At 54.6% G+C, this 12,348-nt stretch carries 14 protein-coding genes and 1 tRNA gene; 4 read left to right on the top strand and 11 right to left on the bottom strand.

From position 1 onward, the window contains the following. Positions 1 to 13: 13 nt before the first annotated feature. Positions 14 to 802, top strand: coding sequence for a cytochrome c1 (locus ACR0CW_RS16465; protein ID WP_155146833.1), 789 nt, complete (start codon positions 14 to 16; stop codon positions 800 to 802). Between the two features lie 167 nt (positions 803 to 969). On the opposite strand, the gene mtaB is transcribed toward ACR0CW_RS16465, so the two are convergent. Further along, a complete protein-coding gene (gene mtaB, locus ACR0CW_RS16470) occupies positions 970 to 2,226 on the bottom strand; it encodes a tRNA (N(6)-L-threonylcarbamoyladenosine(37)-C(2))-methylthiotransferase MtaB (RefSeq protein ID WP_480788623.1) in 1,257 nt (418 codons plus the stop codon). Then, positions 2,223 to 3,065, bottom strand: coding sequence for a diaminopimelate epimerase (gene dapF / locus ACR0CW_RS16475; RefSeq protein WP_480788624.1), 843 nt, complete (start codon positions 3,063 to 3,065; stop codon positions 2,223 to 2,225). The genes mtaB and dapF overlap by 4 nt, the downstream gene beginning before the upstream one ends. 211 nt (positions 3,066 to 3,276) lie before the next feature. Here dapF and ACR0CW_RS16480 point away from each other — a divergent pair. Continuing rightward, positions 3,277 to 3,352 (top strand) — tRNA-Lys (locus ACR0CW_RS16480). Between the two features lie 178 nt (positions 3,353 to 3,530). Here ACR0CW_RS16480 and ACR0CW_RS16485 read toward each other — a convergent pair. The 4 genes from ACR0CW_RS16485 to ACR0CW_RS16500 all read right to left on the bottom strand — a co-directional run bounded on the left by ACR0CW_RS16485 (position 3,531) and on the right by ACR0CW_RS16500 (position 6,350). Next, positions 3,531 to 4,286 (bottom strand): SDR family oxidoreductase, encoded by a 756-nt coding sequence (locus ACR0CW_RS16485; protein WP_480788625.1) that lies wholly within the window; start codon positions 4,284 to 4,286, stop codon positions 3,531 to 3,533. A gap of 903 nt (positions 4,287 to 5,189) precedes the next feature. After that, positions 5,190 to 5,498, bottom strand: coding sequence for a GNAT family N-acetyltransferase (locus ACR0CW_RS16490; protein ID WP_480788626.1), 309 nt, complete (start codon positions 5,496 to 5,498; stop codon positions 5,190 to 5,192). Between the two features lie 2 nt (positions 5,499 to 5,500). Beyond that, the gene (locus ACR0CW_RS16495) at positions 5,501 to 5,944 is read right to left on the bottom strand and encodes a hypothetical protein (protein ID WP_480788627.1); all 444 of its coding nucleotides are present in this window, start codon (positions 5,942 to 5,944) and stop codon (positions 5,501 to 5,503) included. Between the two features lie 37 nt (positions 5,945 to 5,981). Beyond that, a complete protein-coding gene (locus tag ACR0CW_RS16500) occupies positions 5,982 to 6,350 on the bottom strand; it encodes an antibiotic biosynthesis monooxygenase family protein (protein ID WP_480788628.1) in 369 nt (122 codons plus the stop codon). Between the two features lie 102 nt (positions 6,351 to 6,452). On the opposite strand from ACR0CW_RS16500, the gene ACR0CW_RS16505 reads away from it, so the two are divergent. Then, a complete protein-coding gene (locus ACR0CW_RS16505) occupies positions 6,453 to 6,941 on the top strand; it encodes a MarR family winged helix-turn-helix transcriptional regulator (RefSeq protein ID WP_480788629.1) in 489 nt (162 codons plus the stop codon). A gap of 214 nt (positions 6,942 to 7,155) precedes the next feature. Here the strand turns inward: ACR0CW_RS16505 and ACR0CW_RS16510 are convergent, their stop codons facing one another. From ACR0CW_RS16510 to ACR0CW_RS16530, 5 genes are read right to left on the bottom strand one after another with little or no spacing between them, the layout of a single operon-like run. Further along, a complete protein-coding gene (locus ACR0CW_RS16510; protein WP_480788630.1) occupies positions 7,156 to 7,698 on the bottom strand; it encodes a DUF3833 domain-containing protein in 543 nt (180 codons plus the stop codon). Then, positions 7,695 to 8,312, bottom strand: a complete 618-nt coding sequence (locus ACR0CW_RS16515; RefSeq protein ID WP_480788631.1) for a DUF3833 domain-containing protein — start codon at positions 8,310 to 8,312, stop codon at positions 7,695 to 7,697. Before ACR0CW_RS16515 ends, ACR0CW_RS16510 begins: the two co-directional genes overlap by 4 nt. Then, positions 8,309 to 9,532 (bottom strand): MFS transporter, encoded by a 1,224-nt coding sequence (locus tag ACR0CW_RS16520; protein WP_480788632.1) that lies wholly within the window; start codon positions 9,530 to 9,532, stop codon positions 8,309 to 8,311. Before ACR0CW_RS16520 ends, ACR0CW_RS16515 begins: the two co-directional genes overlap by 4 nt. Next, on the bottom strand, positions 9,532 to 10,077 hold the full coding sequence (locus ACR0CW_RS16525; protein ID WP_480788633.1) for a hypothetical protein: 546 nt from the start codon (positions 10,075 to 10,077) through the stop codon (positions 9,532 to 9,534). The genes ACR0CW_RS16520 and ACR0CW_RS16525 overlap by 1 nt, the downstream gene beginning before the upstream one ends. Further along, the gene (locus ACR0CW_RS16530) at positions 10,028 to 11,362 is read right to left on the bottom strand and encodes an NAD(P)/FAD-dependent oxidoreductase (RefSeq protein ID WP_480788634.1); all 1,335 of its coding nucleotides are present in this window, start codon (positions 11,360 to 11,362) and stop codon (positions 10,028 to 10,030) included. Before ACR0CW_RS16530 ends, ACR0CW_RS16525 begins: the two co-directional genes overlap by 50 nt. A 229-nt stretch (positions 11,363 to 11,591) precedes the next feature. On the opposite strand from ACR0CW_RS16530, the gene ACR0CW_RS16535 reads away from it, so the two are divergent. Beyond that, a complete protein-coding gene (locus tag ACR0CW_RS16535) occupies positions 11,592 to 12,317 on the top strand; it encodes an SDR family NAD(P)-dependent oxidoreductase (RefSeq protein WP_480788635.1) in 726 nt (241 codons plus the stop codon). Positions 12,318 to 12,348: the final 31 nt, after the last annotated feature.

Genomic DNA, 12,348 nt, shown 5'->3' on the forward strand with positions numbered 1-12,348 from the left:
AGGGACCGGAATCATGTTCAAGAAACTTGCAATCGGTGCCGCGTTTGCTCTGGCCCTTGCACCCGCCTCGACCTTTGCGGCAGGTGGCGGTGAGCAGCACATCGAGGACTTTGACTTTTCATTCGAAGGTCCGTTCGGCACCTATGATGAACATCAGCTTCAGCGCGGCCTTCAGGTTTACACCGAAGTCTGCGCGGCCTGCCACGGCCTGAGATACGTGCCTCTTCGTACCCTTGAGGATCTTGGGTACACCGAAGAGCAGGTCATCACTTATTCGGCTGACAACTTCGAAGTGTTCGATCCCGAGCTGGACGATTTCCGCCCGGCCATCCCGACCGACCACTTCCCGGCCAACGACGCCGTTGGCGCACCTGACCTGAGCCTGATGGCAAAGGCGCGTGCCGGTTTCCATGGTCCTTATGGTCTGGGTATCAACCAGCTGGTCAAAGGCATGGGTGGCGCGGAATACATCGCCTCTTTGCTGGATGGCTATACCGGTAAGGAAAAGGAAGAAGCGGGTACGATCCTGTACGAAAACACCGCATTCCCCGGTGGCTGGATCTCGATGGCTCCGCCTCTGGCTGAAGATCAGGTCGAGTTCGCCGATGGTCACCCGGCCAGTGTTGAAGCGATGTCCGAAGATGTTTCTGCGTTCCTGATGTGGGCGGCTGAGCCCAAGATGATGGACCGCAAGAATGCAGGCTTCGTTGGCGTAATCTTCCTGACGATTATGTCGGTATTGCTTTATCTTGTGAACAAGCGCCTTTGGGCACCTCACAAAGGTAAGATCCGTAAGGACTAAGGTCTTAACTGATCGTAAATTCAAAACCCCCGCACCGGATGGTCGCGGGGGTTTTCTTTGGTGATACCCAAATTCGCACGATGGTTATCCGGATGGCGAATGCGAATGGGACCACAGCCTGATCCATCAAGCGTTCAGAGGCCGATTCTGCTGATGCGGCTGCGGAGCTATGCCCGCAATTGCGAAGCAGATTTGCCGGTAATCACACCGCTCACAATCGTACCTTCGATTTGCGCTTGGTCGAACGTCACCTCGGTAAACTGTTCTGTGCGGCCCATATGCGCGTTTTCCATGAGGACCTGATGGGTCTTGCCAATCTGAGCCTCAAGGTGGCGGACAACCTGATTCTCGCCGGCCTGACGAAGCCTGGCTGCGCGTTCCTTGATCGTGTTTCCGTTCACTTGTTGCGGAATGCGTGCGGCTGGTGTGCCTTCACGTTTGGAATATGGGAAGACATGCAACCAGGTCAAATCGCATTCCGTCACCAATTTTAATGAGTTTTCGAAATGGGTATCTGTCTCGGTCGGGAAACCGGCGATAATGTCTGCGCCAAAGGTCATTTCAGGGCGCAACCTACGCGCCTCTTCCGTAAAGCGGATTGCATCATCACGCAGGTGACGGCGTTTCATCCGTTTCAGGATCAGGTCATCGCCATGCTGCAGGGACAGATGCAGATGCGGCATCAGTCGCGGTTCAGTTGCGATTGCCTGCATCAGGTTCTCATCAACCTCAATCGAATCGATCGAGCTGATCCGCAGGCGCGGGAGGTCGGGCACCAGCTTCAGGATGCGCATGACCAGATCGCCCAGCTTGGGTTGCGCGGGCAGATCTGCCCCCCATGAAGTCAGGTCGACGCCGGTCAGAACAACCTCGTTATAGCCTTTGTCCACCAATCGCTTGATCTGATCCACTACAACGCCCGCTGGGACGCTGCGTGAGTTGCCGCGGCCATAGGGAATGATGCAAAAGGTACAGCGATGGTCACAGCCATTCTGGACCTGTACATAAGCGCGGGATCGGGTCCCAAAACCGTCAATCAGATGGCCAGCTGTTTCAGTCACCGACATGATGTCATCGACCTGCACCGCTTCGGTCTCACCTATGAAATCAGCGGCCATACCTTTCCAGGTTTCGGGCTGCATTTTCTCGGTGTTGCCGATGACCGCATCGACCTCATCCATCTGTACAAATGTCTCAGGCTCGGTCTGCGCAGCGCAGCCCGTCACGATCAGGCGCGCATCTGGGTTTTCACGCCGCAGCTTGCGAATCTCCTGCCGGGCTTTGCGCACGGCTTCGGCGGTCACGGCACAGGTGTTTATGATCACCGCATCCTGCAACCCGGCTTGCTGCGACAGCTCTTTCATCGCCTCGGTTTCATAGGCGTTGAGCCGACAGCCCAGTGTTGTGAATTTTGGTGCGCTCATCCCAGCGACTCCAGAAACTCTGGCGTCAAAGTGCCAGAGAAGACATGGCGAGTTGGCCCGGTCATCCAGACACCGTCGTCGCGCCAGTCAATCCAGATGGTGCCACCGTCCAGTTCTATCTGTACCTTACGCCCTGTCAGGCCACGCCGAGCCGCCGCAACCGCAGTCGCGCAGGAAGAAGAGCCTGAGGCGAGCGTGATTCCGACACCCCGTTCCCAGACGCGCATCCGGATATGGTCGGTCCCGATGATCTGGGCGACCTGTACATTGGTGCGTTCGGGATAAAGTGGGTGGTACTCATATCGCGCGCCAAATTCCTCAAGCGGTATTGCCTCGGCATTCTCAACGAAAAACGTGCAATGCGGATTGCCCATACCGGTCGCGGTCGGTGCGCCTTCGATCGGCAGCTCCAATGTATCCATCTCCTCGGACAACGGAATTTCCTGCCAGTTTAGCTGAGGCTGCCCCATGTTAACGGATGTCAGACCGTTTCCCGCATCGCGGGCGAAGAGTGTCCCGCGTTCAGTCGTCAGCGTAAGTTCGGATTTCCCGGTTTCCTCCATCAGAAACCGTGCAATACAGCGGGTGGCGTTCCCGCAGGCCGCCGATGTAGAGCCGTCCGCATTATAGAACACCAGATGCGCGTCTGATTCGCCGCTTTCGATGACGGCTAGCTGATCGAAACCAACACCAAACTGTCGATGTCCGATTCCTTTGGCCAGAGCCGGAGTAATGGCCGCAGAATGAGCGCGCGCATCGACAATGACAAAGTCATTGCCCAGCCCGTGCATCTTCATAAAGGACAAACCGGTATCGTGTGAGTGTTGCATGGCGGGCATATAGCGATGGTCACAAAATGAATCCACCCTGTCACGCAGATTCCTGAAAAAAGGGGTTGACCCCCCTGCGCCACCTGCCTAATTAGGCCGCCTATCGGGACGCCGGAAACAAGTTAAACACCGGCGAAACGAGGCGCAAAATAAGGGCTTGAACCTGATCGGTAAAATGCCTTAGAGAGCGCCACGGATCGACAAGATCCAACAAAAGAGTGGGCCGTTAGCTCAGTTGGTAGAGCAACTGACTTTTAATCAGTGGGTCGCAGGTTCGAATCCTGCACGGCTCACCACTTTTTAAATAAAAACAAGTATTTGCGTAGACGCCAGTAGTGGCGTTGAAGTTCGGTCGCTCCGTGTCCACTTGGCGTCTGCAAATTCAACATCCTAATTAATAGCTTCTCGGTGAGGCAGGTTTCGTATGTGTTAGCTCGCCTAACGACCATGCGCTGCAAACTTTGTTGCGACTATTCAAAGCAATCGGGTCGCCATGCCGCCATCCACGGCTAGTGGTGAACCGGTCACAAATTTTGACCTGTCTGACAACAAGAACAACGCAGCCTGCGCAATCTCCTCTGGCTCTGCCATGCGTTTCACAGGGTGCAGATCAGCAATAAAGTCATGTGTGGCGGGGTCATCTCCGGCCATGTCGGTTTTTGTACCACCCGGCAAAATAGTGTTAACACGAACACCGTTCGCTGCGTGATCAGATGCCAAAGACTGTGTGAGCCCAATTAACCCGGCTTTGGATGCGGCATAGGCCCCCATGCCAGGCATTCCCCCGTTGCTGAAGCCAACAAAAGTTCCGGTGAATACGATGGACCCACCGCCACGCTGCTCTATCGCCGGCAGCTGAGCTTTTGCTGCAAAAAAAGCGCTGGTCAGGTTTGTCGCAAGAACTGATTGCCAGTTGTCTGATGCCATCTCCGGAACCGGCCCCATCTCACCCATCAAGCCCGCGTTGTTAAATGCGCCATCAAGGCCGCCAAATTGACGTTCGGCAAGATCGACAAGCTCTTTGGAGTAGGCTTCGTCAATCACGTCACCCGCTAGACAAATGGCACGCCCATTGCTCTGTGCGATCTGCTCTGCAATTGTGTTCAAGCGGAGTTCACGGCGTGCACCCAACACAACATTTGCTCCTTCTGAGGCAAACAGAAGTGCGGCAGCAGCACCTATTCCACTGCTTGCCCCCGTAACGATTATGGTTTTGTTTCTCAGTTCCATGGCTATGCCTTTCCTTAGTTGCATGCCAATCAACTAGGGAATGTCGTGAGCAACGTGCGACCCGCATCTTGCGGGTCTTGAGAAACTTGAAGTGGATGCGCAAGAAACGGGTCGGTTCACAACTTACGGCCGTAAGCGGGCATTTGTGTCCATTGTAGCATCGGTTCAATTGTATTCAGGGCTAGCTTGCACACGCATGATGAGCTGAGATCGAGGCAACGAGGGCGGCACTGCAGGCAAGGTCCGCGAGTGCGCGAGAGACCGTAGTCGAGTAAAAATCGACCAAAAACCGTTTAGGTTGTTGAGTCAGAGATATCACTCTGATAGTTAGTGGCACTGGAAACCCTGATTTAGGAGAGAATAGATATGCTGAATCGTCAGACCTCAATGCTTTGCGCGCCAGGCGCAGTAGCCCGTTAAAGCGGTCTGACAGGTTTCCAATCTGAAGGCCGCCTCGTGAGCGGCCTTTTTTATGTTTTCCTCACGTGGCGGCTTTCCATCAATTTATGGAGAGTACAATGCCAAGTTTATCACTTTACATCCCCCTCAGCCGGTCGCGCAGCCTATTGCTACAGTTAGTGGCCGTTTTCACCCGGCGGCCCAGCGGAGATCAGCCCGTTCTGCTCAGGAGAGCCGATCTGCCGGAATATCTGAGGAAAGACGTGGGCCTCCCGCCCGAGGTTGAACACCCACCTCCTTCGCACCATCGGTTCCCGTTTTGAGCAGGCGATCCAGCAAGGGCAGATCTATGCCCTTGCTTTCCTAATCGCACATTGTTCGGCGGTACAGGACAATGCTGGCTTACGACTTATGGCGAGATAGTTGTCTTGACCATTACTGCTGTCTCTTCATCCCCAAAGAACTTACGGCCTTGCTCAATGTAGCCTAGTGATGAGTGGAGTTTTATCGCGATGAGGAAGACGATACTGTGAATTCTCGCAAACCTCGTTCGAAAGCAACCTTTTCAAGCTTTCCCACCAAGTTACTTCCAATCCTTTTGCGGCGCAGGTCAGATGCGACAAATACAGTTTTTAATTTCGAGCCTTGCGGCGAGCCTGTGCTAATGACCTCTTCATCAGACAAAACGACGATGATCGGCCTGGTTTTGAAGAATCCTAGATCATGAGACGTAGAGAAGTTGCGGACATAGCGCCAATTCGCTGCGTTTGCTCGGATGTCGTCAATTTGGCCATGCTTTGGTTGGTACTGCATCTTCAGCGAGGCCTCCGAATTTTGCCTGTCATTCGTAAACCATCCCGAATGTTCAGTCCCATCATCGTGAGGTTGGCTGCGCCAGCGATTAGTTCAATCGCCTGAACCGTATAGAATGTGCTGTCGAATTCGCCAGCGGCAGCTTTTCCAGCCAGAAACCAAGCGGCGGGTACGAGGACCAGCAATCCATTCAGCGCAATGATCGGCATACGAGTCTTCTTTGCTCTTGTCAGCGCATCTTTGCGTTTCCGGCCTATTGCCATACCCGATCCGCCAGCAATGGCCATTGCCGGAATGAGAATGAACATGCCCTTTAGGATCAACGCTTTGACAGCTGCGATTGTTTCATGGCTCGCAAAGAGTTCGCTGGTGACCGTTGATGTCCAGAAGAGGAGGATCATCACAAAGCCGATGCCGCCCGCGATGGCGTGAATCTTTGTTTTCATTGCGGTTCCCTCAAATTGGCTTTTTCAAAGGGTTTCGTCATGCCGTGCAGCAATTTGGCACCGCAACCTTCTCGAACAGGTGGGGTGCTGTCACAGCGCTTGAAGGATAGTTGCTGAGCTGCTGCTGAAACTCGGGGTTTGAAAACGCGGCGCGGAAGTCCGCAACGGAATCCCAGACCGCGTAGTTCAGGTACATGCTGCCATCACCAATAGCTTTATGCAGCTGCGTGCTGATGTAACCCGGTTGCTTTTTCATCCATTGAGCATCGCTTTTCCAGGCTTCAACCAAGGCGTCTTGGTCAACGGGATCGACTTTGAAGAGGTTGACGAGAACGACGGGTCCAGCGTCGATGCTCAATTGTTGTTCAATGGGAAACTCAGGGTCGAGGGGTTTGAAACTCACCATTTCGGTACTCCTTGAAAGTCATTTCAGTTTGGTGCCATGTTGTCATATTTAGGAAGCATCAAGCAAAATGACAATATGTTGTCAAATAAATGAGGAATCGACATGTCGGATGACCGAAGGACCGAAGAAGGAGAAGCCGTGACAGCGCTGATACTGGATGTGTTTCGGTTGAACGGTCGATTGCAGCTTGCCGGTGACCGCCTCGTATCAGAACTCGGTCTGACAAGTGCTCGGTGGCAGGTCCTTGGCGCCATTGCCTATGCTGAACAGCCGGAATCCGTCGCATGGCATGCACGGACGATGGGTGTTCACCGGCAAGGCGTTCAACGGATCGTCAACGAGTTGAATAAAGAAGGTGTCGTCAAGTTTCAGCCAAACCCACACCACAAGCGGGCGCACTTGGTCGTTATGACTCGAAAGGGGCTGGAGTTGTACGAAGCCGCGATTGCGAGGCAAATCCCTTGGGTGAATGAACTCTCGGAAGGCCTGTCGCCAGATGATATTGCGACAGCGCAAAACATTGTCGGCCGTCTCAAGACGCGTCTCGAAGAAACCTCATCGCAACAAGACCAGAGCCAGAACCAAAGCTGACGCTCGTACAGGGTTCAGCATCGGTCTTTCTGGGCTTCTTGCCACCGTTCTCTGCGGTTAGCTTGAATTGGTGGTAAATGCTCAGGGCTGCCGTTGCTCCCACTTCCATCTTTCGTTCTTTCAGCAGCTTGTGAGGGTACCCTCAGAATGCGAAACGTTTCCAGCTTTGGCAGCGCCCAATATCTGGCCAACATACCGCTACCAACACGAGGTTCTATTTCTTCTCGAAAAACAAAATCACCTCACCAAGACGAATACCGAAGCGTGAGACGTAGGCGCGGTTGAGCAGTCTGTCGTCTTCCAATAGCCACATCCAATCGTCAAAGTTCACGCGCATCGTGCCATCTTTTACAGGCAAATCTATCTTGTACTTCCAGTTAAAGGTATCACCCCGTTCGACCCCGCTGGCGGTTCCAAGAACACCCGGCGCGGTCCCGGTCCACGTGTCCTCGCCAGTTTTTTTCAGTGTCCAGACCCGCTGCTCGGTTGCGCCGTCATCATAGATGAAATCCTCTACCAGAGTCAGCGTCTCACCATCCCAGGTACCGTCGATGTCGACCGTGAACCGGCGCGGGACATTGCCCAGAACGTCCTGGAACTGGCCATAGGCCACAGTTTTACCCTCAAAGAACTCCTCAAGGTTCAGCTGACGGTCCGATAGAAATGTCTTTGGAACGCGTGGTTTGGCTGAACAGGCGGCGAGTATTGCCAACCCTGCAAGGGCGACGATTGCTACAAGGGTGCGGCGGGCGATCATTGCAACGGCCTCAGTTCAGAGTCTGTATCATGACCATTAGCGCCATGCAGATGGGTCGATTTTATCTCGGGCGACGGGCGCATCGTGGCAACCAACTCGGCCACCTTGATGCCGAATTTCCGCATCTCAGAGCGATTCATGATCGCACCGTTCTCGGTCAGGTACATCCAGTCGGTCACATCCAGCGTATGCCCACCGGCGTCTTTGGGCAGGACGATCCGATAGGTCAGCTTGACGGTTGCGCCGGAAATCACACCCTTGCCCTCGCCCACGATGTCATCGGCCGTTGCGGTGAACGTATTACCGGTGCCCAGCGTCAGGTACCATTTTCGGGTCATCTGTTTACCGTTGGAATAGGTGAAATACTCGGACAATGTCCCGGTATTACCCTCCCATTCGCCAACCATACGCGCGACGAAGCTGTTCGACATCTTGCCATTGGGACCATAGATCAGACCCTCTGACAGGATTTCTCCGTTTAGATGCTTTTTAAGTGAAAACTGGGGGCCTGTGTTTTCGTAGTCGGCAGGTGCCTGAGCACGAAAACTCAAAAATCTGCCCTTTGCTACGATCAGGGCGAGGGTGGCAAACAGGATGACTGCGATGAGTTTCATTTGGCTGATACCTCTGACGGCAGCGTCAAAACCATCCCGAACGCGCCGAGTTTGAGAATGCAGGGAAGGACAGCATAGGCAAAGTTGAGCGTTTCCAATGCCTGAGCCGAGTTAGGTTGCCCCGGGAAAAAACCGCTGCGTTCAAGCAGTGGCAGTGTGAAAAAGGCGGCCAATGCGAGGCCTAGTTTGCCTGCGAATGACCAGATGCCGAATGCGGCTGATGCGTTTAGTCCCGCGCGGGTCAGTACGACCGAGAACATGGCGGGCAAAACGACCATATCGGCCCCAAGTGCCGCACCGGATGCGATGCAGATGACGGCGAAACCGGACAGGTTGCCTGCCGACAGAGTCGCTGCGCCAATGAACCCAGCGATCGACAGCGGCATTGCAATAATCAGTGTCTGTTTAGGGCCAATCCGGTTGCTCAGGCGGGCCCACAGAGGAACACTTGCTCCTGCGCTCAGAAAGAAAAGAATCAGCAAAGGACCAGCCTTGCCCGGCAGTTGCAGCCGATCTTCTACAAAAAACAGAAACAAGGTTGAGGTGATCGCAACCGGTAAGCTGTTGACCAGCGCAAGGGCAAGGAGCCTGAGCCCGCCAGATTTGCCAAGGCCCGCGAAAGACAGCCCCTCTCCGGTGATCGGTGGACGCCGCCAGATTGGAAATGTCAGCACGATTGTGATGACTGACAGCACGCCCAAGAACAGACCAAACGCAGGGTAACCCTGTGCACTGGCGCCCAAAGTCACGAACAGGGCAGGCGCACTGGCTGCAAGAATAACTCCGGTCAACTGCCCACCTTCGCGGTAGGCGGCGAGTGTCATCAGCTCTTCGGGATCTGGACGTTTCGCCAGAGTGGCGCTGCGTCCATAAAGCAGGATTGTGCCAAGGCTGTAGGCCGAAAAGAGTAGAACGAGAATGGCAATCAGCGTGCCGAGAGCGGCGCCGTCAGAGAGCATGAAAAGCAGTGGAAAGCCGACGGCTAACCCGATCGCGGCAGCTGCAGCAAACAGAATTTGTGCATCCGGCCATCGGTCAATTGCCCAGCCGATCAAAGGATCCTGTACCAGATCAACCAGCCGGATAATCAAAAGGACTGTTCCGATAACACCCAGGCCGATACCCAAGTTTACCGCTGCAAATCGTGGGAGGTGGATGTAAAGCGGGATGCCAGCAGCGGCGAGCATCAGAGCATACAAGCTGACCCTGGGATACAGCATCACTGCCCCTTGAGTTGGCTGGTAAACGATGCAGATCGGGTGTTTGAGCCCAGAAAGATCGACATAAATCCACGTTTGGCACCCGAATACGACAATGTGCAGGTCTTGCGCCCGTTCCGCCAGAACCCAATGGCATTGGGTCCTTGCGAGATCGCCAGATAGGTATCGCCTTTACTGACCGCTTGAAAACATTGTTCCAACTGAGCGCGCGTGGGTGCGTTGTTACCCTGGCGCGCAATCTCTTCCAGTGTGGAATTAACCAGTGCCTTCTGGGTTAGGTTTTTCCGGTAGGTCAATTCCAGCCCGAAGTCTTCATTCCAACTGAAGGGCGCACCGCCGGGTGTGTATAGTTTTGCATCATAAAGGGGCAGCCCGAGAAATCGGAACGTGCCGCTGCCAAGCAGCTGCGCATTGTTCAGTTCCTTTGATACGACCGAAGCTGCCAGACCCGACGGGACCAGCAGTGCAATCACCAGAAGCGCTGCGCGAATGTTATCAAAGATCAGCCGCAACGGGTATGGCCGGGTCTCTTTCAAGAATGCCATTTTCAGCTCCGATGGTCTGCGGGATACCTTCGATGCGCTCAACAACATGCATGGCGCTGGCGATCCCGTCTTCGTGAAAACCGTGCCGGTTATACGCCCCGGCAAACCAGGTCCTGTTTTGTCCCTGCATTTCGCGGATTTTGCCTTGTGCCCTAAGGGCAGCTTTGTCGAATACAGGGTGGGCGAATTCGACCTCGTCATAAATCTTGTCTTCATGGATTTCTGACGAAGCGTTCAGGGTCACAAACAGCGGATCGCTGTCGGGGATGTCCTGAAGGCGGTTCATCCAATAGGTGACACCCACATTTCCTGCCTGCGAGCGATAGGTCCAACTGGACCAGCAAGCACGTCGGCGCGGCATCTGGCTTGGATCACAGTGCAGAACTGCCTTGTTGGGTTGATAGCGAATGGCACCCAGTGCGTCTGCTTCATCCCGGGTCGCGTTGTCTCCAAGTATGGACAGCGACTGATCGGAATGTGTAGCCAGGATGATCTCATCAAACAGATCTGCCTGCCCATGGTTGTGCACACTCACACCCAGAGAATCCCTTTGGATGCCCTCAACCGGGGTGGCCACGCGGATATCGCAGCCACGGGTGCGCAAGGCGGTTTCAATTCGGCGAACATATTCGACACTGCCGCCTTTAACGGTCCACCATTGGTGCTGTTTGGCACGGCCACTGGCGAGCAACGCGTGGTTGCGGAAAAACTGAACCAATGAGCGTGCGGGGAAGCGGTCAACGAATTCGACAGGCGTAGACCAGATCGCTCCGCACATGGGCATCAGGTAGTTGTGCCTGAACCAGTGGCCCAACCGCAGTTGATCAACAAGCTCACCGATTGTGGTGTCATCATCCTGCGCGGCAGCGGGGGCCTCTTTGCTGAAACGCAGGATGTCGGCGATCATTTTATAGTAGGCCGGCCGGGCAAGATTACGTTTTTGGGCCGTCAGGGTACGGAGATTGTTCAGCCCGTACTCGATGCGACCGTTATCGATCGTGGCACCAAAGCTCATTTCGCTTTTGGTGACCGGGACATTCAGTTCTTCGAACAGACGGGTCAGATAAGGGTAGGTCGCGTAGTTGAACACGATGAATCCGGTGTCGACAGGCTGGTCTCCGTTTCGTCCGGCAAGCACCGTGCGGGCGTGACCGCCCAGTCGGGGCTCAGCCTCGTACAGTGTTACATCATGAGATTTGGATAGATAATAGGCTGCGGATAGACCTGAAATGCCTGCACCAACAATCGCGATCTTTTTGCGTACGCCCCGAGTTTCGTCGAACATGTCATCCTCTTTGTGTGACATTTTACAAGGGGATACGCTGGGTGATCGTTTGCGGATCATTCATGTTAGAAAAATATTTTAGACGCGCTAAGTCATGTCTCTGGGCTATGAGCGGCCGATTTGGTGTGATCCGACGGTATCGCGGGTTCGTATTCTCTCTAAAATGACCGGAATGGCGTCCACCTCCCTCAAAGGCCACGCGTTTTCGTGCGAATAGAAAGACCCGATCATGAGTAAGTTCGAAGGTAAAACCTATTGGATCATCGGCGCGAGCGAAGGATTGGGTCTTGCTCTGGCCAAGGCGCTGAGCCGTCAGGGTGCACGCCTGATACTGTCGGCGCGCAATGCCGATCGTCTGTCTGAGATTTGCGAAACCCTGCCCCAAGCGCGTGCCGTGCCAGTTGATGTAACCGACCTGAATGCAGTTCGGGATGCGGTTTCTGAGGCCGGGGAAATCGATGGTCTGGTCTATAACGCCGGAGCTTATGAGCCTATGAAGGCGGCGGACTGGGATACCGAAGCCGCGCTGGCAATGAGCGACGTCAACTTCACCGGGGCACTCAGGGTGTTGGGCGAGACCGTGCCCGGTTTTGTCCGCGCTACACGCGGAGATATTACGCTGATCGGATCGCTTGCGGGGTATCACGGGTTACCGGCCGCGATCGGATATGGTTCCAGCAAGGCTGCGCTGATTTCTCTGGCAGAAACGATGCGGCACGATTTGGCAGGCACCGGCGTTACGGTTCGGATCGTCAATCCCGGCTTTATCAAGACGCGGCTGACCGAAAAGAACAACTTCAAGATGCCGATGCTGATGACGCCCGAAGACGCGGCCAATCGGGTTCTGCGCGCCATGTCCCGGCGTCGTTTTCGTACCGATTTCCCTGCTCCGTTTTCCTGGGCCATCAGGTTTTTGGACTATGTGCCGGACTTTCTGGTTTACCGTGGAAAATAGACCAGTGTTGCGGGTGAAAGTCGGGAAACTT

This window comes from Ruegeria sp. CH6 (genome assembly GCF_056537005.1).